General features: G+C 71.0%; 18 protein-coding genes. 10 read left to right on the top strand and 8 right to left on the bottom strand.

Annotation, left to right across the window (positions count from 1 at the left end):
* The first annotated feature begins 4 nt into the window (after window positions 1-4).
* The 10 genes from ACFWE1_RS01555 (at window position 5) to ACFWE1_RS01510 (ending at window position 11,697) form a co-directional block, all read left to right on the top strand.
* A complete protein-coding gene (locus tag ACFWE1_RS01555; protein ID WP_376931799.1) occupies window positions 5-973 on the top strand; it encodes an AAA family ATPase in 969 nt (322 codons plus the stop codon).
* Complete coding sequence (locus ACFWE1_RS01550) at window positions 970-2,280, top strand: DUF58 domain-containing protein (protein ID WP_376931798.1); 1,311 nt, start codon at window positions 970-972, stop codon at window positions 2,278-2,280. The genes ACFWE1_RS01555 and ACFWE1_RS01550 overlap by 4 nt, the downstream gene beginning before the upstream one ends.
* Entirely contained in the window at window positions 2,277-4,616 is a 2,340-nt protein-coding gene (locus ACFWE1_RS01545; protein WP_376931797.1) for a transglutaminase family protein, read from the top strand. Before ACFWE1_RS01550 ends, ACFWE1_RS01545 begins: the two co-directional genes overlap by 4 nt.
* A 9-nt stretch (window positions 4,617-4,625) precedes the next feature.
* On the top strand, window positions 4,626-5,183 hold the full coding sequence (locus ACFWE1_RS01540; protein WP_376931796.1) for an FHA domain-containing protein: 558 nt from the start codon (window positions 4,626-4,628) through the stop codon (window positions 5,181-5,183).
* Between the two features lie 124 nt (window positions 5,184-5,307).
* A complete protein-coding gene (leuC, locus tag ACFWE1_RS01535) occupies window positions 5,308-6,756 on the top strand; it encodes a 3-isopropylmalate dehydratase large subunit (protein WP_376931795.1) in 1,449 nt (482 codons plus the stop codon).
* 2 nt (window positions 6,757-6,758) lie between these two features.
* Entirely contained in the window at window positions 6,759-7,376 is a 618-nt protein-coding gene (leuD, locus tag ACFWE1_RS01530; protein WP_376931794.1) for a 3-isopropylmalate dehydratase small subunit, read from the top strand.
* Window positions 7,377-8,747 carry a UDP-N-acetylglucosamine 1-carboxyvinyltransferase gene (gene murA, locus ACFWE1_RS01525; RefSeq protein WP_376931793.1) on the top strand — a complete coding sequence of 457 codons (1,371 nt, stop codon included), beginning with the start codon at window positions 7,377-7,379 and terminating at the stop codon, window positions 8,745-8,747.
* Between the two features lie 125 nt (window positions 8,748-8,872).
* Window positions 8,873-9,562, top strand: coding sequence for a lysophospholipid acyltransferase family protein (locus ACFWE1_RS01520; RefSeq protein ID WP_279399774.1), 690 nt, complete (start codon window positions 8,873-8,875; stop codon window positions 9,560-9,562).
* Window positions 9,552-10,691, top strand: coding sequence for an NAD(P)H-dependent glycerol-3-phosphate dehydrogenase (locus tag ACFWE1_RS01515; protein WP_376931792.1), 1,140 nt, complete (start codon window positions 9,552-9,554; stop codon window positions 10,689-10,691). The genes ACFWE1_RS01520 and ACFWE1_RS01515 overlap by 11 nt, the downstream gene beginning before the upstream one ends.
* Window positions 10,591-11,697 carry a D-alanine--D-alanine ligase family protein gene (locus tag ACFWE1_RS01510; protein ID WP_376931791.1) on the top strand — a complete coding sequence of 369 codons (1,107 nt, stop codon included), beginning with the start codon at window positions 10,591-10,593 and terminating at the stop codon, window positions 11,695-11,697. The genes ACFWE1_RS01515 and ACFWE1_RS01510 overlap by 101 nt, the downstream gene beginning before the upstream one ends.
* A gap of 43 nt (window positions 11,698-11,740) precedes the next feature.
* Here ACFWE1_RS01510 and ACFWE1_RS01505 read toward each other — a convergent pair whose 3' ends face one another.
* The 8 genes from ACFWE1_RS01505 to ACFWE1_RS01470 all read right to left on the bottom strand — a co-directional run bounded on the left by ACFWE1_RS01505 (window position 11,741) and on the right by ACFWE1_RS01470 (window position 19,750).
* Window positions 11,741-12,121 (bottom strand): RidA family protein, encoded by a 381-nt coding sequence (locus tag ACFWE1_RS01505; RefSeq protein WP_376931790.1) that lies wholly within the window; start codon window positions 12,119-12,121, stop codon window positions 11,741-11,743.
* Between the two features lie 56 nt (window positions 12,122-12,177).
* Window positions 12,178-12,897 carry an IclR family transcriptional regulator gene (locus ACFWE1_RS01500; protein ID WP_376931789.1) on the bottom strand — a complete coding sequence of 240 codons (720 nt, stop codon included), beginning with the start codon at window positions 12,895-12,897 and terminating at the stop codon, window positions 12,178-12,180.
* A gap of 102 nt (window positions 12,898-12,999) precedes the next feature.
* A complete protein-coding gene (locus tag ACFWE1_RS01495; RefSeq protein WP_376931788.1) occupies window positions 13,000-13,869 on the bottom strand; it encodes a substrate-binding periplasmic protein in 870 nt (289 codons plus the stop codon).
* Window positions 13,870-13,934: 65 nt separating this feature from the next.
* On the bottom strand, window positions 13,935-14,657 hold the full coding sequence (locus ACFWE1_RS01490; protein ID WP_376931787.1) for an amino acid ABC transporter permease: 723 nt from the start codon (window positions 14,655-14,657) through the stop codon (window positions 13,935-13,937).
* Complete coding sequence (locus ACFWE1_RS01485; protein ID WP_376931786.1) at window positions 14,654-15,298, bottom strand: amino acid ABC transporter permease; 645 nt, start codon at window positions 15,296-15,298, stop codon at window positions 14,654-14,656. Before ACFWE1_RS01485 ends, ACFWE1_RS01490 begins: the two co-directional genes overlap by 4 nt.
* 1 nt (window position 15,299) lies before the next feature.
* Window positions 15,300-16,097 carry an amino acid ABC transporter ATP-binding protein gene (locus ACFWE1_RS01480; protein WP_376931785.1) on the bottom strand — a complete coding sequence of 266 codons (798 nt, stop codon included), beginning with the start codon at window positions 16,095-16,097 and terminating at the stop codon, window positions 15,300-15,302.
* Window positions 16,098-16,108: 11 nt separating this feature from the next.
* A complete protein-coding gene (locus ACFWE1_RS01475; protein ID WP_376931784.1) occupies window positions 16,109-17,095 on the bottom strand; it encodes a dipeptidase in 987 nt (328 codons plus the stop codon).
* A gap of 63 nt (window positions 17,096-17,158) precedes the next feature.
* Complete coding sequence (locus tag ACFWE1_RS01470; RefSeq protein WP_376931783.1) at window positions 17,159-19,750, bottom strand: hypothetical protein; 2,592 nt, start codon at window positions 19,748-19,750, stop codon at window positions 17,159-17,161.
* Window positions 19,751-20,018: the final 268 nt, after the last annotated feature.

The following is a 20,018-nucleotide window of genomic DNA, read 5'->3' as shown; positions in this document are numbered from 1 at the left end:
CGACATGGCAGTGACGCAGGAGCAGGCGGAGTGGTTCCGCGACGCCTTCGGGCGACTCGTCGAGAACATCGACCGGGCCATCCTCGGCAAGCGCGACATCATCGCGCTCGTGCTGACGGCCATGCTCTCCGAGGGGCACGTGCTGCTCGAGGACGTGCCGGGCACCGGCAAGACCGTGCTCGCCAAGGCGCTCGCGAACACCCTCGACGGCACGAACTCGCGGATCCAGTTCACGCCCGACCTGCTGCCCTCCGACGTCACCGGCGTCACGATCTTCGACCAGACGAAGGGGCGGTTCGAGTTCCACCGCGGCCCGATCTTCGCCTCGGTCGTGCTCGCCGACGAGATCAACCGCGCGAGCCCGAAGACACAGTCGGCGCTGCTCGAGGTGATGGAGGAGGGCCGGGTCACCGTCGACGGCGTCGGCTACGAGGTCGAGCGCCCCTTCATGGTGATCGCGACCCAGAACCCCGTCGAACAGGCGGGCACCTACGCGCTGCCCGAGGCCCAGCTCGACCGCTTCCTCATCAAGACCTCCCTCGGCTACCCCGACCACGCCGCGGCCGTCGCCGTGCTCCTCGACTCGGCGAACCGGGCACGCGCCGACGGGATCACGCCGATCATCGCCGCGAGCTCGATCTCCGCGATGTCGGCCCTCGCCGCCGAGGTCTACGTCGACGAGTCGGTCGTGTCGTACCTGAACGAGGTCGTCACGGCGACCCGGGAGCACCCGGACTCCGCCCTCGGCGTCAGCATGCGCGGCGCCCTCGCGCTCGCCCGCGCCGCCAAGACGTGGGCGATCGCCCAGGGGCGCGGCTACGTCACGCCCGACGACATCCGCGAGCTCGCCGTGCCCGTGCTCGCGCACCGCATCATCGTCGACCCGGAGGCGGAGTTCACCGGCGTCACGGCGACCGACATCGTGGCCCGCGCCCTCGCCGACGTGGCGCCGCCCGCCTACCGGGCGGCATGACGCAGGACGCCGGCCCCGCGCCGCAGCCTTCGCAGTCCCGACTGGCCTTCCAGGCCGTCGGGCGCTCCGTCGTGCGCACGGCCGGCTCGCTCGGCGACGGGGTCGGCCGGGCCTGGACGGCCGTCGCGGCCTTCGTCCGCCCGGTCACGAGCCTCGTCTCCACGACGGGATGGCTCGTCCTGGTCGCCGCGCTCGTCGCGGCGCTCATCGCGCTCGTCTTCGACTGGGTGGAGTTCGGCTTCCTCGCCGCGACGCTCGCCGGCGCGATCCTCGTCGCCGTGCCCTTCGTCTTCGGCCGGCTGCGCTATCGCGTCGGCGTCGAGCTCGAGCCGCGCCGCGTGGTCGCGGGGGAGCGGGCGCTCGGCCGCCTGACCGTCGTGAACGACGGCACCGCCAACTCGGTCTCCTCGCGCATCGAGCTGCCCGTCGGCGAGGGCTCGGCGGTGTTCCGGATCCCGGCGCTGGAGCCTCGGGCCGAGCACGAGGAACTGTTCGCCGTGCCGACGAACCGGCGGGCGGTGATCGTCGCCGGCCCCGCCATCTCGGTGCGTGGCGACGAGCTCGGCCTGCTCCGCCGCACGGTGCGCTGGAACGACCCGGTCGAGCTCTTCGTGCACCCCGTCACCGCCCGCCTCCGCCCGTCCGCCGCCGGCCTCGTGCGCGACCTCGAGGGCGAGGTGACGAAGGTCATCACCGATCACGACCTCTCCTTCCACGCGCTCCGCGCCTACGAGCCGGGCGACCCGCTGCGCAACGTGCACTGGCGCAGCTCGGCCCGCACCGGCCGGCTCATGGTGCGGCAGTACGAGGAGACCCGGCGCTCCGAGCTCGTGCTCCTGCAGTCCACCGAGGAGGCGCACTACGACGACGAGGCCGAGTTCGAGCTGGGCGTCTCGGTGTTCGCCTCGATCGGGGTGCAGCTGATCCACGACGCCACCAAGACGGTCTGCGCCACCGAGCGGATGCGGCTGCGCACGACGAGCACGACGAGCCTGCTCGACGACACCTGCCGGATCGCGCCGTACGCACGGCGCGGCGGCCCGGCCCTCGGCGGACTGCGCGAGCTCGTGCGCGACCGGATCCGGCTGGCGCCGGCGGCGAGCGTCGTCGTCCTCGTCACGGGCGGCGCGCAGCCGCTCAGCGAGGTCCGCGCGGTGCAGACCGTCCTCCCGCCCGAGACCCCGCTCGTCGCCGTCCGGGTGCAGCGCGGCGCCGAGTCGCGCATCGCGAAGGTCGGCCGCAGCACGGTCGCGACGATCGGTGAGCTCGGCGAGCTCGCCGCGGTGATGCGGAGGGTCCGGCCGTGACCGCAGCACGCCCCGCCGCCCAGGCGCCCGCCGCACCGTCCCGCCTCGCCGGGACGGTGACCGCCACGCAGCTCGTCGACCTCGGCGTGCTCGCGGCCCTCTGCCTGCTCGCCGTCGCCGGCTACGAGACGAGCTTCGGCGGCATGGACTTCCTGCTCGCCGCGGTCGGCGGACTCGTCGTCGGCACCGGCGCCGCGCTGCTCGGCTCGCTGCTGCGCCTCGGGGTGCTGAACACCGTGCTGCTCGCGCTCGCGGCCTACTTCCTGCTCGGCACGCCGTTCGCGATGCCGGGCCAGGGGATCGCCGTGGTGCTGCCGAGCCTCGACTCGCTCGCCGGCCTCGCGATCGGCGCGGTCTACGGCTGGGCCGATCTCGTGACCATCGCCGCGCCGGTCGAGGCGCCCTACTACGTCGCCGCCGTGCCGTACGTCGCGACCTGGCTCGTCTCGCTCGTCGGCGGCCTCCTCGTGCTGCGCTGGCTGCCCGCCCGCCGCACGGTGCTGCGCGCCGCGGTGCTGCTGATCGGCCCCGTGCTGCTCTACGTCTCCGGCATCCTGCTCGGCACCGACGAGGCGTTCCTCGCCGCGGTGCGGGGCGTGACGTTCGGCGCGCTCGCGCTCGTCTGGCTCGCATGGCGGCGCAGCACGGGCATCGAGCAGGGCGGGACCGACGGGCGGACGCTGCTCCGGCGCGCGGGCGGCGCGGCCGCGGTCGTCGGCGGCGCGGTCGTCGTCGGCACGGTGGCCGGGCTCGCCTTCGCCCCGGCCGCCGCCGAGCGCTTCGTGCTCCGCGACGAGATCGTGCCGCCGTTCGACGCGCGCGAGTTCTCGAGCCCGCTCGCCGGGTTCCGGAGCTACACGAAGGACCTCGCCGAGGAGCCGGTGCTCCGCGTGCGTGGGATGCAGCCGGGCGATGTGCTCCGGCTCGCCTCGATGGACGCCTACACCGGCCGCCTCTTCACGGTGGCCGGGCCGGAGTCCGCGGTCGACGGGGGCTACGCCATCGTCGGCGAGACGCTCCCGGAGCCGACGCTCGCCGAGCTCGGCAGCGAACGGCACCTCGAGGTCGAGTCGCTCGCGTACCGCGACGTCTGGCTGCCGACGATCGGCTACGGCTCCCAGCTGCGGCTGATCGACGACGGCACCGCCGAGCGGGCGGGCGACCTCCGGTACAACGCGGACGCGGGCACCGCCGTGCTCACGAGCGGGCTCCAAGTGGGCGGCAGCTACGCGCTCGACGCCCGCATCCAGGTGCAGCCCGACCCCGACGCCCTCGCCGACGTCCCGGTCGCGCGGCTCGAGCTGCCGCCCGTCGAGCAGCTGCCCGACGTCGTCGCGGCGAAGGCCGAGGAGTATGCGGGAGACGAGGAGAGCGCGATCGGGCGTATCCGGGCGATCGAGACGGGCCTGAAGACCAACGGCTTCCTCAGCCATGGCCTCGCCTCCGATTCCGTGGCCTCCCGCGCGGGACACGGCGCGGACCGGCTCATCGAGCTGTTCACGCGGTCCCAGATGGTGGGCGACGAGGAGCAGTACGCCGCCGCGATGGCGCTCATGGTCCGTCAGCTCGGCTATCCGGCCCGGGTCGTGATGGGCTTCGCCCCCGAGGTGCAGGAGGGCGCCGAAGAGGTCGAGGTCCGCGGCGAGGACGTGACCGCCTGGGTCGAGGTCCCGTTCGAGGGCATCGGCTGGGTGAGCTTCCGCCCGACTCCCGACCAGGTCGACGTGCCTCAGGAGCAGACCCCGCGGCCGAAGAGCGAGCCGCAGCCGCAGGTGCGCCAGCCGCCGCGCAACGAGTCCACCGACGACGAACTGCTCACGACGGTCGAGATCGACGACACCGAGGACGAGAAGCGGGATCGTCCCTTCGAGGTGCCCGTCTGGGTCTGGGTGCTCGCCGGCTCGGTCGGCATTCCGCTCGCGATCGTCTTCCTGCCGCTGCTCTTCGTCACGCTCGCGAAGCGTCGGCGGCGGGCGCGCCGGCTCCGCGAACGCCCCGATCGCAGCTCGGCCGGCGCCTGGGACGAGCTCGTCGACCGCTATGCGGAGCTCGGGCTCGAACCGCCGGAGCGGGCGACGCGCCGGCAGACGGCGCTCGCGCTCGCCGGCCAGTCCGGTGAGCAGGGCCTCGCGGGGGCCGAGTCGCTGGCGACGCTCGCCGCCGCCGTCGACCGGGACGTCTTCGAGGGCCGCGAGCTCGACGAGGACGTCGCGACCCAGCGCTGGACGGAGGCGGATGCCGTGGCCGCCGCCGCGACGGCTGCCGCCGGCCGCGTGCGGCGCATCGTGAGCCGCTACCGCTATTCGCGTCGACGGAAGCGGGGGCGCCGCCGCTAGGCTGGCGACGTGGACGGGTCCGACTTCATCGTGCCGCCGCCGGGGCTCGTGCCCGGCGAACCGCCGGCCGCGCCCGAGCGCGCCTCGAAGCCCGTCGAGCGCACGCTGCCGTCGTTCGCCCCGGGCCGGAGCGGCCCGCCGCCGCTCCTGCCGACGCCCGGCGGCCCCGTCGTGCAGGCGCCGCCGCCGATCGACCCGGCGTACGAGGTGACGGGGGAGCGCGTCCGGTGGCGGCTGGCCGCCGCGGGCGGCGCCGACGCGGTCGTCACGGGCCCGTCGGTGCTCGGCCGGGCGCCGCGCATCGAGGACGCGGAGGGCGCGAGCGCCGCCGTCCCGATCGACGATCCGAGCCGCACGGTGTCGAAGACCCACGCGCTGGCCGTCCCGGCGGGTGCGGCGCTCGCGGTCACGGACCTGTACTCCACGAACGGCGTCCGCATCGAGCGGCCGGGAGCGGAGGCGGAAGAACTCGCGCCGGGCGGGACCGGACTCGTGGGCGATGGCGAGGTGCTCGTGCTCGGGCGCCTGCGGCTGCTCGTGGCGAGACTGCCCTCGCCGAACGTGTAATCTGTCAGGGTGCGTGCACGGCGACTTCTGCTTCGGTGCCGCGGCGGGGCCTCGTTCTAGGCCCTTCCCCGCCGCGGAGTCCGTCGACGGCTGATTCAGAGCAGAACCGAAGGAAGACCACCGCATGACCGCGTCAAGCGAACGCCCCCGCACCCTCGCCGAGAAGGTGTGGGACGACCACCTCGTCAAGCAGGGCGAGGACGGCACCCCCGATCTCATCTACATCGACCTGCACCTGGTGCACGAGGTGACGAGCCCGCAGGCCTTCGACGGCCTGCGCATGGCCGGCCGGCCGGTGCGCCGCCCCGACCTCACGATCGCGACCGAGGACCACAACACCCCGACGCTCGACATCGACAAGCCCATCGCCGACCTCACGAGCCGCACGCAGATCGAGACGCTGCGTCGCAACGCCGCCGAGTTCGGCATCCGCCTGCACTCGCTCGGCGACAAGGAGCAGGGCATCGTCCACGTCGTCGGCCCGCAGCTCGGCCTCACGATGCCCGGCATCACGGTCGTCTGCGGCGACTCGCACACCTCGACGCACGGCGCGTTCGGCGCGATGGCGTTCGGCATCGGCACGAGCGAGGTCGAGCACGTGCTCGCGACGCAGACGCTGCCGCTGAAGCCGTTCAAGACGATGGCGATCAACGTCGAGGGGACCCTGCGACCGGGCGTCACGGCGAAGGACATCATCCTCGCGGTGATCGCGAAGATCGGCACCGGCGGGGGCCAAGGGTACGTGCTCGAGTACCGCGGCAGCGCCATCCGCTCGCTGTCGATGGACGGCCGGATGACGATCTGCAACATGTCGATCGAGGCGGGCGCCCGCGCCGGCATGGTCGCGCCCGACGAGACCACCTTCGCCTACCTCAAGGGCCGCGCGCACGCGCCTGAGGGCGCGGACTGGGATGCCGCGGTCGAGTACTGGAAGACACTGCCGAGCGACGAGGGCGCCGAGTTCGACGCCGAGGTCTTCATCGACGCCGACGCCCTCGAGCCCTTCGTCACCTGGGGCACGAACCCCGGCCAGGGCGTCTCGCTCTCCGAGCGCGTCCCGGACCCCGCCGCCATCGAGGACCAGCACGAGCGCGCCGCCGCCGAGCGCGCGCTCGAGTACATGGACCTCCAGCCGGGCGTGCCGCTGAAGGAGATCAAGGTCGACGCCGTCTTCATGGGCTCGTGCACGAACAGCCGCATCGAGGACCTGCGCGCCTTCGCCTCCATCGTCGCCGGCAAGCAGAAGGCCGAGGGCGTCCGCGTCATGGTCGTCCCGGGCTCGGCGCGGGTGCGCCTCGAGGCCGAGGCCGAGGGGCTCGACAAGGTCTTCGAGGCGTTCGGCGCCGAGTGGCGCTTCGCCGGCTGCTCGATGTGCCTCGGCATGAACCCGGACCAGCTGGCACCGGGGGAGCGCTGCGCGTCCACCTCGAACCGCAACTTCGAGGGCCGGCAGGGCAAGGGCGGCCGCACCCACCTGGTGTCCCCGCTCGTGGCGGCGGCGACCGCGATCCGCGGCACGCTCTCCAGCCCGTGGGATCTCGAACAGGCCGTGACCGAGGCGGAGGCGAAGTAATCATGGAGAAGATCAGCACCGTCACCGGCGTCGCCGTCCCGCTGCGCCGCTCGAACGTCGACACCGACCAGATCATCCCCGCGGTGTTCCTGAAGCGGGTCACGAAGACCGGCTTCGACGACGCCCTGTTCCACGGCTGGCGCCAGGACCCGGAGTTCATCCTCAACCAGCCCGCCTATCAGGGCGCGAGCGTGCTCGTCGCCGGCCCCGACTTCGGCACCGGTTCGAGCCGCGAGCACGCCGTCTGGGCGCTCCGCGACTACGGCTTCCGGGTGGTCATCTCGAGCCGCTTCGGCGACATCTTCCGCGGCAACGCGGGCAAGCAGGGCCTGCTCGCCGCACTCGTCGCCTACGAGGACATCGAGCGCATCTGGGAGGTCGTCGAGGCCGAGCCGGGAATGCCGGTCACCGTCGATCTCGTTGACCGTACGGTGAGCGCAGGTGAGCTCACGGTTTCGTTCGAGATCGACGACTACACTCGGTGGAGGCTGTTGGAGGGACTCGACGACATCGGGCTCACTCTGCGCGAAGAAGAGGCCATCGCCGAGTTCGAACAGCATCGAGCGGCGTGGCGGCCAACAACGCTCCCGATCCGGGAGCCGGCGGAAGCAGGGAACTGAGTGAACACACTCGTCGATGACGCGAAGCAGCACGGGAGCGCAGTGGGACTCGAGGTCGACAAGATCACGATCAACGGCGGCAAGCCGCTGCGCGGCCGAATCGAGCTGAAGGGCGCGAAGAACCTCGTCACCAAGGCGATGGTCGCGGCGATCCTCGGCGACACGCCCAGCGTGCTGAAGGACGTGCCGAACATCAGCGACGTCCGCATCGTCCGCGGTCTGCTCGAGGTGCACGGCGTGACCGTCACCGAGGGCGAGGAGCCGGGCGCGCTCGTGCTCGACCCCTCGGGCGTCGCCCAGGCGCACATGGCCGACATCGACGCCCACGCCGGGTCGAGCCGCATCCCGATCCTGTTCTGCGGGCCGCTGCTGCACCGCCTCGGCGAGGCGTTCATCCCCGACCTCGGCGGCTGCCGCATCGGCGATCGCCCGATCGACTACCACCTCGAGGTGCTGCGCAACTTCGGCGCCATCGTCGAGAAGCTGCCGAGCGGCATCCGCATGTCGGCCCCGAACGGGCTGAAGGGCGCGAAGGTCGAACTGCCGTACCCGAGCGTCGGCGCGACCGAGCAGGTGCTGCTCACGGCGACGCTCGCCGACGGCATCACCGAGCTCACCGGTGCCGCGATCGAGCCCGAGATCATGGATCTCATCAACATCCTGCAGAAGATGGGTGCGATCATCACGGTCGACACCGACCGCGTCATCCGCATCGAGGGCGTCGACCGGCTCTCCGGCTACAGCCACCGCGCCCTGTTCGACCGCAACGAGGCCGCGAGCTGGGCGGCCGCGGCGCTCGCCACCGACGGCGACATCTTCGTCGGCGGCGCCCGCCAGGCCGAGATGCTCACCTTCCTGAACGTCTTCCGCAAGGTCGGCGGCGCCTTCGAGATCGAAGAGGACGGCATCCGCTTCTTCCACCCCGGCGGCGAACTCCGTTCGACGATCATCGAGACGGACGTGCACCCCGGCTTCATGACCGACTGGCAGCAGCCGCTCGTGATCGCGCTGACCAAGGCCAAGGGCGTCTCGATCGTGCACGAGACCGTGTACGAGCAGCGCTTCGGCTTCGTCGACGCGCTCGTCGAGATGGGCGCGAAGATCGACGTGCACAAGGAGTGCCTGACCGGTAAGCCGTGCCGCTTCGGCCAGCGCAACTTCAAGCACTCGGCGGTCATCTCCGGGCCCGCGAAGCTGACCGGTGCCGACATCGAGGTGCCCGACCTGCGCGGCGGGTTCAGCCACCTCATCGCGGCGCTGACGGCCGAGGGCCGATCGACCGTGTCGAACGTCGGGATCATCGCCCGCGGCTACGAGAACTTCATCGGGAAGCTCGAGCTGCTCGGGGCGGACTTCGAACTCGAAGGGTGAACGGCCAGGTGGCGAACGACGACGGTGCGGATGAGTCGAAGCCGGTGAGCGACCCGCCTCCGGCGGCGGGGGCGAAACCGCGGTCGGAGACCCGGCGGCCCTCCTTCTTCTGGTTCCTCGCGGCGATCATCCTGCCGATCATCAACCTCGGGGTGAAGTACCGCTTCCACCACCGCGAGCGCATGCCGCAGTCGGGCGCCTTCGTGCTCGCGCCGAACCACTACAGCGAGATCGACCCGGTCGTGATGGGCGCGGCGAGCTGGAAGCTGGGTCGCGCGCCGCGCTTCCTCGCCAAGGCCTCGCTGTTCAAGGTGCCGGTCGTCGGCTGGGCGCTTCGCGCCTCGGGCCAGATCCCCGTCGAGCGCAGCGGCAGCCGGGGGCACGACGCCCTCCGCGCCGCCGAGGAGCTCGTCGAGAAGGGGCGGATGGTCATCGTCTACCCCGAGGGCTCGTTGACGCGCGACCCGGATCTCTGGCCCATGCGCGGCAAGACGGGCGCGGTCCGCATCGCGCTCGAGCGCGGCATCCCGCTCGTCCCCGCCGCCCACTGGGGCACGCAGGCCCTCATGCCGCGCTACGGCAAGAAGCTCAGCCTGTTCCCGCGCAAGACCATCGACGTCGCCATCGGCGAGCCCGTCGATCTCACGCCCTACCGCGGCCGGCCGCTCGACCAGGCGACGATGGTCGCGGCGACCGCCGACCTCATGGACGCGATCGCCGAGCTGCTCGCCGAGCTGCGCGGCGAGCCGGCACCAGCCGAGCGCTGGGACCCCGTCGTGCACGGGCAGAAGGAGACGGGCCGCCTTGAAGACTAGGAGCGGCCCCCGCAAGCCCCACGGCACCCGCGTGGCGGTGCTGGGGGCGGGCAGCTGGGGCACGACCTTCGCGAAGATCCTCGCCGACGGCGGCGCCGACGTCATGCTGTGGGCGAGGCGGCCGGAGCTCGCCCGCGAGATCCAGGAGGCGCAGCGCAACAGCGACTACCTCCCCGGCATCAACCTGCCGCGGGGGCTCCGCGCGACGAGCCGGCTCGATCTCGCCCTGGCGGGGGCCGAGCAGGTGTACATCTCGGTGCCGAGCCAGTCGCTCCGCGACAACCTCGAGGCCATCACCCCGCACCTCCACGCCGACGCGATCGTCGTCTCGCTGATGAAGGGCGTCGAGAAGGCGAGCGGCCTGCGCATGAGCCAGGTCATCGCCGAGGTACTACCGATCGACGAGTCGCGCATCGCGGTCATCTCCGGCCCGAACCTCGCGCTCGAGATCGCGAAGGAGCAGCCCACGGCGGCCGTCGTCTCCTCGTCGAGCCTCGAGACCGCGCAGGCCGTCGCCTCGGTGTCGCGCAACCGCTACTTCCACTCCTTCGTGAACACCGATGTGCCGGGCACCGAGTTCGGCGGCGTGCTGAAGAATCTGATCGCCGTGGCGATCGGCATCGTCGACGGCGCCGGCTACGGCGAGAACACGAAGGCCTCCATCCTCACTCGCGGCCTCGTCGAGATGACCGACTTCTCGGTCGCCTACGGGGCGCAGGCCGAGACGCTGTCCGGCCTCGCGGGCCTCGGCGACCTCATCGCGACCTGCCAGTCGCCGCTGTCGCGCAACAACACCGCGGGCCGGCTGCTCGGGCAGGGGTACCACCTGAAGGACGTCGTCGAGCGCATGCAGCAGACGACGGAGGGGCTGGCCTCGGTCGGCCCGATCCTCGAGCTGGCGAAGGCGAAGGGCGTCGCGATGCCCATCGTCGAGCAGGTCCGGCAGGTGCTCGCCGGCACGCTGGCCCCGCGCGACATCGCCCCGCATCTCACGACCGACGACGAGCCCCAGGGCGAAAGGACGAACGATGGACAAGCTCAGGGTGGTTCTGCTCTTCGGCGGGCGTTCAAGCGAGCATTCGATCAGCTGCGCTACGGCGGGGGGAGTGCTGGGCGCGATCGACCGTGACCGCTTCGAGGTGATCCCGGTCGGGATCACCCGCGACGGCGCGTTCGTGCTCGAGTCGGACGACCCGGCGCGCTTCGCCCTCGACCCGGCGCAGCTGCCCGAGGTCGTCGACAACGGCACCCGGGTGAGCTGGCCCGACAGCGCCGTCTCGCGCGAGCTGCGGGTGACGACGGCGTCCGCGGACGGCGGATCGGACACTCGCTCCCTCGGCGAGGTCGACGTGGTGTTCCCGATCCTGCACGGCCGCTTCGGCGAGGACGGCACGATCCAAGGCCTCTTGGAGCTGCTCGGTCTGCCCTACGTGGGCAACGGCGTGCTCGCCTCGGCGGCCGGCATGGACAAGCACGCGACGAAGACGCTGCTCGAGGGCGCCGGCATCCAGGTCGCCCCCTGGGTGACGCTCACGCGCCAGGCGCTCGCGGCCGACCCGGTGCTGTGGCAGCGTCGCGTGCAGGCGCTCGGTCTGCCGGTGTTCGTGAAGCCGGCCCGGGCCGGTAGCTCGGTGGGCGTCACGAAGGTGAGCGAGTGGGCGGGGCTCGACGCGGCGCTCGACGTCGCGTTCGCCGAGGACCGCAGCGTGCTCGTCGAATCCGCCGTGGAGGGTCGGGAGATCGAGATCGCGGTGCTCGAGGGGCCGGAGCCGGGCGAGATCGGCGTCAGTGTCGCCGGCGAGGTCGTCGTGACCGGTCGCGACTTCTACGACTTCGAGGCGAAGTACCTGGACGCGCCCGGTATCGAACTCGTCTGCCCGGCGAAGCTGGGCGACGGCGAGCTGTTCGAGCTGCAGCGCATCGCGCGGCGCGCCTTCGAGGCGCTCGGCGCCGAAGGGCTCGCCCGGGTCGACGTCTTCCTGACCGACGAGGGCTACGTCGTGAACGAGGTGAACACGATGCCCGGCTTCACGCCGATCTCGATGTTCCCGACGTGCTGGCTGAACTCCGGCCTCAGCTACCCCGAGCTCATCACCCGTCTCATCGAGGTCGGCGCGGCCCGCGGCGCCCGCTGAGCCGCGGACGCCGCTCCGAGCGGAACGCTCGCGGCGCCACGGCTCACACCGCGGGCACCGCCGCGATCGCGGTGAGTTCGACGAGCATGGTCGGCCGGGCGAGTTCGGCGACGCCGACGGCGCAGCGCACTGGGACGGTGTCGCCGAACTTCCGCGCGTAGACCGCGTTGAACGCCGGGCGGTTGGTCGAGAGCTCACGCAGGTAGATCGTGAGGTGCGCGACGTCGGCGAGGGTGGCGCCGACGGTCGCGAGCGTTTCCGCCAGCGCGTCGATCACCCGCTCCGACTGCGCCTCGATGCCGTCGACGAGCACGCCGTCGGCATCGGTGGGGATCACCGTGACGTACGCCGTGCCGTTCAGCACGGTCAGCTCGGCCGAGAGGGCCCCGGCCACGGGCTCGGGGATGCGGTGGACCGCACTCATCGTCGTGGACTCCTTCATAGGGTCGAGTTCATGGGGTCGTGTTCGCGGGGTCGAATTCACGGTGCCGAGGGGGACTCCAGCGAGGCGGCGCCGGCGAGCTCTCGCTCGACGTCCGCTCGCGCCGCGAGGAGGGCGTCGCGCGCCAGCTGCAGGTCCATGCGTCCCATCGGCGCGATCACGCTGACCGCGCCCAGGCACTCGCCGTTCGACATGATCGGCACCGCGATCGCGTCGATCAGGTCGCCCAGCCAGGCGGAGTGCGACTCGGCGTAGCCGCGGCGGCGCACCTCCTCGAGCTCCGACTCGATGCTCTGCCAGCGGCTCCGGTCGACGTGCGCGTCGAAGGCCAGCAGGGCGAGCCCCGAGGCCGAGGTCTCCAGGACCAGGTGGGGCTCCATGGCCTTGCTGATGGCGAAGGGGCGCTTGGGCTCGTGGCGCTCGATGATGATCGCTTCGCTGCCGTTCAGCACCGCGTAGGAGATGGGCTCGTTCAGCTCGTCGACGAGCGCGATCATGGCGCGCGTGACCTCGGGGGGAACGCCGGAGTACTCGATGGCGAAGCGGCCGAACACGGCGGCCCGCGACGACAGCAGGTACTCGCGCTTCTCGTTCTGCACGAGCCATCCGCACTCCGCCAGTGTGGCGACGTACTGATGCGTCGCGGCGCGCGACCAGCCCAGCCGTCGAGCGAGGTTCGAGACGCTCGACCTGCCGCCCTCGAACTCGAGGAACGTCTCGAGCACGTTGATCGTCTTACTCACCGATTGCAGGCCCATGTTGCCCCATCATTCCCGATTCCCGATCCCAGGCCGGGATGCCCGACGACACGGCGCCGTCGGGCATCCCGCCTGTACGTCACTGCGACGAGCCTCGCGGCGTCACAGCAGATTCGGCTCGCCCGGGTGCATCACCTTCGGATCGAGCCCGTACTTCTCGGCGATCTCGTCGAGTTCGCCCGACTCGCGCAGCTCAGCGATGAAGCGGTCGAGCGCCTCGCCGAGGGCCTCGTTGCCCTGATTCACCGGGAAGTTGGTCTGCCCCGGGTCGAGCGTCGCGGGCAGGCGGTCGTCCGGTTCGAGCATCGTCACCTGGTAGCCGGTGATGCCGTGCTTCTCGAGGTACTGGTGACCGGCGATGAACCCCTGCACCGTGCCGTCGATCCGGCCGGCCTCGATGTCGTCGTAGACGGCGTCGTCGTTCGGGTAGGTGCTCAGGTTGTCGCCGAGCACCTCCTTGAGCTTGTCGATGCCGACGAGGCCCTGGCCGGCGCCGATCTTCATCCCCGCGAGTTCGTCGAGGGTGCTGGCGCCGGTCTCCGTGACGGTGGAGAACGGCGAGACGACCACGGGCGCCGAGAGGCGCACCTTCTCGGCGCGCTCCTTCGTGCGGTACCACGATCCGAGGGTCGTGTCCGCCCGCCCGGTGGCGACCGCGGTGATCATCGCCGAGGAGTCGCCCTTGTCGACGGTCAGGGTGAGGCACTGCGCCTCGGCGAACTTCGTCAGCACATCGCCCTCGAGCCCGGTCAGATTGCTCGGGCCGTCCGACATCGAGAACGGCGGGTACTCGTACTGCGCGACGGTCAGGGTGCCGTCGGTGAGCACCTGCAGCCCGGGATCGCGGGGCGTGCAGTCGCCGCTCGCCGCGGACTCCGCGGCGCCGGGCGGCGTGCTGTCGCAGCCGGTGAGGGCCAGCAGGGCGGTCGCGGTGACTGCGATGGCGAGCAGCCCCTTCTTCGTGAGGTTCATCCATGACTCCTTCATCATGTTGTCGGCTGGTGGGGGGAGGAACTGACGCCGGCTCGCTCGGGAGCTCACCCGAAGGAACCGGAGGATGCGGTGGACAGCGCCGGCGGCGCCGGCTTCTTCGCCCGCCGCCTCGCGCCGCCGATGCGGCGCTCGAGGCGGCTGCTGAGGTAGGCGCCCGGCAGGGTGAGCGCGAGGTAGAGCACCGCCGCCGCGGTGTAGACGGACATGTACTCGAACGTCGCCGAGCCGATGATGTTCGCGCGCTGCATGATCTCCGGCACCGCGATCAACGTGGTGAGCGAGGTGATCTGGAACATGATGATCGTGAGGTTCACGAGCGGCGGGATGGAGATGCGCGCCGCCTGCGGCACGATGATGAAGCGGTACGTGTCGCGCATCGACATCGACAGCGAGCTCGCCGCCTCGAACTGCCCCTTCGGCACGGCGTTCAGGCCGGCGCGGATCATCTCCGACGAGTACCCCGCGGCCGAGAACGTGATCGCGAGGATCGCGGAGGGCGTGGAGGAGAGCAGGATCCCGAACTGGGGGAGGCCCTGGTAGATGATGAAGAGCAGCACCAGCACGGGGATGCCCCGCCCGAGTTCGACGATGACGAGCGAGATGAGTCGCAGCGTTTTCGAACGCGCCTCGGCGAGCAGGGCGAGGACGAAGCCGAGCAGGTAGCCGAGGGTGCACGAGACCGCGGTGAGCCCGAGCGCGATCCACAGGCCGGGTAGCAGCTCGGGGATGTACTGCGGCCAGTCGACGATCCAGTTCAGCTCGTTCATGCGATCGCGTACTTCCTCGAGAGTCGGGCGTGGATCCGGCGGGAGAACGCCGCGATCAGCAGGCTCAGCGCCAGGTAGATGAGCCCGGCGAAGCCGAACATGTACAGCCCGTTCCCGTACGACGAGGTCATGACGCCGGCGCGGAACACGAGGTCGGTCACGCCGATGGTCGAGACGAGCGAGGAGTCCTTGAGCAGGCCGATGACCTGCGTGGCGACCGAGGGGCTCACGGCGCGGAACAGTTGCGGGGCGATCACGTCCTTCAGCGTGTCGAGGCGGCTGAGGTTGAGTGCGCCCGCCGCCTCCCACTGCCCGACCCGGATCGCCTGCAGCCCGCCGCGGTAGATCTCGGACATGTGCGCCGCCGCCAGTACGGACAGGCAGAGCATCGACGCCGTCACGGGCGAGAGGGTGAGGCCCAGCTGCGCCACCCCGAAGTAGGTGATGAACAGCCAGACGAGCGTCGGCACGCCCCGGACGACGTGGACGAACAGCTCGTAGGCCCCTCGGACCACGGCCACCCGACTGCGCGCCAGGGCGAGCAGCGGCACGCCGAACGCGATGCCGATCGCGGCGGCGGCGAGGGTGATGCCCAGCGTCCAGGTGGTGCCGAGGGCGATGTAACCCAGGATCTCCCACATGTCAGCGTCCGAGCACCGCGGAGAGGAACTTCTGGGTGCGCAGGTGCGAGGGCTGCGACATGATCTGCTCGGGCGGGCCCTGCTCGATCATCGCCCCGTCGACCATGACGGCGATGCGGTTCGACACGTGCCGGGCGAACTCCATCTCGTGCGTCACGATGAGCATCGTCATGTCGTCGGCGGCGAGCGCCCGCATGACCTGCAGGATCTCTGCGCCGATCTCGGGATCGAGACCGGAGGTCGGCTCGTCGAAGAGCATGAGCTCCGGGTCCATCGCGAGCGCACGCGCGATGGCGATGCGCTGCTGCTGGCCGCCGGAGCACTCGGCGGGGTAGGCGTTCGCCTTCTGCGCGAGGCCGACCCGCTTCAGCTCCGCCATCGCCCGCTCCTCGGCCTCGGCCTTGGAGCGCCCGTGGACGCGCATCTGCGGGAGCGCCACGTTCTTCAGCGCCGTGAAGTGCGGGAACAGGTTGAAGGACTGGAAGACCATGCCGGTGTGCGCGCGCAGCGCACGGACCTGCGCCTTCTGCGGGGCCGAGCCGGTGAACTCGATGCGCGAGCCGCCGATCTCGAGCGCGCCGCGGTCGGGCACCTCGAGGAGGTTCAGGCAGCGGATGAAGCTCGATTTGCCCGCCCCGGACGGCCCGATGATCGAGATGACCTCGCCCTTCGCGACGTCCAGCGAGACGTCGTCGACGGCGAGGTGCTCACCGAACGCCTTCGTGATGGAGCGGGCGGAGACGAAGTGCGGGGCCGAGGTCTCGCCGGCTTCGAGGACGGTTTCTGACAGTTCGGACATGACCATCCCTCTCAGAGCGCCTTGAAGGTCCGTCGGTAGAAGTTCAGCCAGTTCTCGCCCATGATCAGAGCCACCTCGCGGTCGTCGAAGCCGCGACGACGGAGGCAGGTCTCGGCGTTCGGGAACTGCGAGGGGTCGTCGAACCAGCCGGTGCCGTGCTGCGGCCCGGAGTTCTCCTTGGACCCGGCCCCGTACTGGATCTCGCGCGCCCAGCGTCCCTGGCGCATCCATTCGAGGTACGGCATCCCGCCGGTCTGGTCGAAGTCCGTGCCGATGCCGACGTGCTCGATCCCCATCCGATCGACCGTCCAGGCCACGAGCTCGGACCACCGCTCGGCGCTCACGTAGTCGCCGACGAGGTTCCGGTACACGGAGAGACCGATCATGCCGCCGCGGTCCTTCAGCGCGTCGAGCACCTCGCTCGGCTTGTTGCGCGGGTGCGGAGCGAGCTCGGCGGGGTTGGCGTGCGTGATCGCGACCGGTTCGCTCGAGTGCTCGATGGCGTCGAGGCTCGTCCGGTTGCCGACGTGCGAGAGGTCGATGACCATGCCGCAGCGGTTCATCTCGCGGACGACGTAGCGGCCGTAGCGGGAGAGCCCGGAATCGCTCGGGTCGTAGCAGGACCCGCCGATGTCGGACTGGATGTTGTAGGTGAGCTGGCCGACGCGCGTCCCCATGCGGGCGAAGTGCTCGACGTAGCCGAGTCGCCCCTGCAGGAAGGAGACGTTCTGGAACCCCAGCACGATGGCGCAGCGCCCGGAGTCGGCGATGCGGACGATGTCGTCGGCCGTGTAGGCGATCTCCACGAGATCGGCGTTGTCCTCGGCCATGTAGCGCCACTTCACCAGCTGGTCCATGGACTCGGTGGCATCCTCCCAGAAGCCCACGGTCACGGTGACGCAGCCGACGTTGCCTGCGGCGATCGCCTCGAGCGCGGGTCGGTGGTTCGGTGTCTCACGCTCGAGCGGCGTGCAGAGCAGACTGTCGACGTACAGCATTGTGCGTGTTCCTTCTGGTGGGGGTCGGGGGAGCATGCCCGCATCCCGCGGGCGGGGGTCGGTTCAGTGCGAGTCGATGAGCGCGGAGAAGTGGTGGTTGTCGAGCTCGTCCGGGTCGGTGAGCAGGAAGAGCTCCTCCTTCGTGAACTGCTTGGTGATCCGCTCGCCGCTCTTGATCACGTCGAGGACGGTGCCGCCGGTGTGCTGGCGCGAGATGGGGGTGTCGGCGTCGAGGCCCGCGTTGCCGCGGTAGTAGATCTTCCAGAACGTGTCGGACGAGACGGTGCGGCCGTGCTCGAGGAAGTCGCGCATTGTCTCCCGGTGGGCCGCCTTCGAGGCGGCGGGGTCCGTGCTGAGCCGGACCGTGCCGGTGATCGTCGCCGGCGTGCGCCCGGCGCCCCCGGCCGACTCGGGCTCGAGCTCGATGCCGTAGCGGCGGAGCTCCAAGCGCACGCCGGCCAGGGCGTGGTCCTCGATGGCTCCGCCGATCGCGAAGCGCCGAGGGCGGTCCGCGCCCGCGGCGTGCGCGCCGAGGAGGTTCACGAGCACATGCCCGGTGACGAGCAGGCTCTGGCCGTGGTTGTCGACCAGCAGCGTGCCGTCCTCCTCGCGGCTCGTGGGCGCCACCCAGGCCGCGGCCCGGGCGGTGTCCGGGTCGATCGCCGCGATCAGGAGCGCTCCGAACGCCGTCGCGGCGTCGAGGTCTGCGGCCACCGCGGTGACGAGGAACTCGCGCGCGCCGTGCCAGGCGCCCTCGGGCATGTTGAGCGCCTGGTAGGCGCGCCCGGACATCAGCCTGAGCTCGCGGTACTTGACGTCGATCGTCTCGGTCGCGTGTTCGGACGGGGGCGTGATCGGGGAGTCGCTGGGGGTCAGCAGCGCCTTCGGGCGGATGGCCGCCGGAGGCTGCGGCAGGATGCGCACGGGCGCCGTGCCGCTCGCGGGCGCGGCCGGTGCCGCCGCAACCGGCTCTTCGTAGGCCCACCACCAGTTGGAGGGGTCCGCGGTGGCGAGTTCGTCCCGATAGGGGGCTGCTTCGAAGATGATTCCGCGAACGTCGCGACCGAGATGGTCCTCGGTGCGATCGAGCCCGTGCACGAAGGCGTTCATGAAGCGGATCACCCAGACCGGCACGAAGTCCGTGTCGTGCGGATCGGCGTGGGCCAGGGCGTACGGCTTGTCCTGGAGCGCGAGCACCAGCCGGGCGATGTACTCGAGTTCGGGCCGACGCGCCACGAGTTCGCCGATGGGAGCACCCGGCTCGCCGTCCTCGATCGCCGCGAGCAGCGCGCGGATCTGCACGGGGTAGTTCTGCACCAGCTCGTGGGCGTCGGGAACCTCCTCGCGGGGGCCGGAGCGCGGCTCCTCGGCCGCGCGCGCCTGGTACCACACGCGATCGCGGTACTCGTCGGCGTTGAGCGGCAGGTGGAGCGCCCACCCGTACCGCGAGGTGATCACCTCGGCGACGTCGCCGAGCGGCGTGGTGGGGTCGAGGGCGAGCTCCTCGTCGAACTCGAGGTACTGGTCCGACATGGCCTGGCAGTAGTCGGGCGCGAGCTCCATCAGCAGCGCGTTGAAGGAGTGCAGGGCGTCCTTGCTGAGCTGCGCGGTGGCCTCCCGGTGGATCGCGCCGAGGACGGTCTCGCCCTCAAGGGGGATCACCTCGCCGCGCCGCGCCGCGCGCACCTTCGCCCGGATGCGGCGGAGGTCCGCGGCGATCTCCATGTTGCTCGTGAAGAAGCGGTACGACGTGGGGAGGAACGCACGGTAGCGGATGGTGCGGCTCAGCAGCCCCTCGAGCAGTTCGAGGTCGTCGTCCGAGCCGAGGTCGGGGTTCGTGACGACGTGCTCGATCACCTTGAGGTACGCGGTGATGTAGGCGTTCACGAGCACGGGCCGGTTGAAGAAGAACATCACGAGGCCGAGCGCGGAGCCGTTGCCGACGCCGATGAGCCGTCGGACGGACGGGTCGAGTCGCACGGCGGTCTCCGGGGCGTCGAGGCGGGCGAGCTCTTCGACGACGTCGACCGAGAGCTCGCGCATCAGGTAGGCGGAGAGCATCTGCGCGTGGTACGAGGTCTTGAGCGGGTGGCCCGCGGGGATGGCGGCGAAGGGGATGGTGCCGAAGGTGCCGTTGCCGTCGAGACCGGTGTTGCGCATCACGTAGCCGACTCGGCGAAGCTCCTTGGTGTCGGGCTGCTCGCCGCGAGCGAGGGCGTCGCGGACCGAGCGGAAGAGCCGCAGGCTCTGGTTGGAGCGGAACCAGACGAGCGTGTTGCTCGTGGCCCGCCCCTCGTAGAGGCGGGGGATCTCCTCTTCCGTGCTCCGCACCTGCTCCGGGGTCGCGACGCCGTCGAGCAGCGCGCCGATCATGTCCCAGCTGGTGCCGATGATGCGACCCGTCCGGTTCTTGTCGGAGGGCTCGCGCAAGAAGGCGAGGAAGGTGATCGCACCGGCGGGCGTGGTGACGACGTAGCGGGCCTGGCCCACGCCCCGGCGGTCGAGTTCGAAGACCTCGCGTTCGATGTGCCACTGCTCGCGGATCATCTTCGCCAGGAAGCTGCGCGACGCCGAGAGCCGGTTCGGCTGCATCGCGCTGAGATTCCGCGGATCCATGACGACGTCGGGGTCGAAGAGGGTATCGATGTGTGTCACGCTGCACTGCGCCTTTCGCCATCACGTCAACTATGTATTGACGCCCGGTTATCTACCGTTGACATCAAAGCAAGGAACGAGGAACTTCGCAAGAGGTCGGCGGCAATTCCGGCGCACCCGTGCCGCGCCGGCGCGCGCTCGTCTCAGAGCGCGCCCGTCGCGGAATCGGCGCGGGGACGGGGGAGCCGAGCACCGGGCGGCCTCGTCGACGAGGTCACCGCGGTGGGCGGTTCACCGGGATCGAGCGGGCGCCGTACACGCCCGGAAC

The sequence above is a fragment of the Agromyces sp. NPDC060279 genome, assembly GCF_042726785.1.
Lineage (GTDB): Bacteria > Actinomycetota > Actinomycetes > Actinomycetales > Microbacteriaceae > Agromyces.
This window is presented reverse-complemented; position numbering and strand designations above follow the sequence as displayed.

What these genes read in the sequence shown, in the direction of transcription:
- ACFWE1_RS01555 (WP_376931799.1), top strand. Translation starts at nt 5, where the DNA reads ATGGCAGTGACGCAGGAGCAGGCGGAGTGGTTCCGCGACGCCTTCGGG.
- ACFWE1_RS01550 (WP_376931798.1), top strand. Translation starts at nt 970, where the DNA reads ATGACGCAGGACGCCGGCCCCGCGCCGCAGCCTTCGCAGTCCCGACTG.
- leuC (WP_376931795.1), top strand. Translation starts at nt 5,308, where the DNA reads ATGACCGCGTCAAGCGAACGCCCCCGCACCCTCGCCGAGAAGGTGTGG.
- leuD (WP_376931794.1), top strand. Translation starts at nt 6,759, where the DNA reads ATGGAGAAGATCAGCACCGTCACCGGCGTCGCCGTCCCGCTGCGCCGC.
- ACFWE1_RS01510 (WP_376931791.1), top strand. Translation starts at nt 10,591, where the DNA reads ATGGACAAGCTCAGGGTGGTTCTGCTCTTCGGCGGGCGTTCAAGCGAG.
- ACFWE1_RS01505 (WP_376931790.1), bottom strand. Translation starts at nt 12,121, where the DNA reads ATGAGTGCGGTCCACCGCATCCCCGAGCCCGTGGCCGGGGCCCTCTCG.
- ACFWE1_RS01500 (WP_376931789.1), bottom strand. Translation starts at nt 12,897, where the DNA reads ATGGGCCTGCAATCGGTGAGTAAGACGATCAACGTGCTCGAGACGTTC.
- ACFWE1_RS01495 (WP_376931788.1), bottom strand. Translation starts at nt 13,869, where the DNA reads ATGAACCTCACGAAGAAGGGGCTGCTCGCCATCGCAGTCACCGCGACC.
- ACFWE1_RS01490 (WP_376931787.1), bottom strand. Translation starts at nt 14,657, where the DNA reads ATGAACGAGCTGAACTGGATCGTCGACTGGCCGCAGTACATCCCCGAG.
- ACFWE1_RS01485 (WP_376931786.1), bottom strand. Translation starts at nt 15,298, where the DNA reads ATGTGGGAGATCCTGGGTTACATCGCCCTCGGCACCACCTGGACGCTG.
- ACFWE1_RS01480 (WP_376931785.1), bottom strand. Translation starts at nt 16,097, where the DNA reads ATGTCCGAACTGTCAGAAACCGTCCTCGAAGCCGGCGAGACCTCGGCC.
- ACFWE1_RS01475 (WP_376931784.1), bottom strand. Translation starts at nt 17,095, where the DNA reads ATGCTGTACGTCGACAGTCTGCTCTGCACGCCGCTCGAGCGTGAGACA.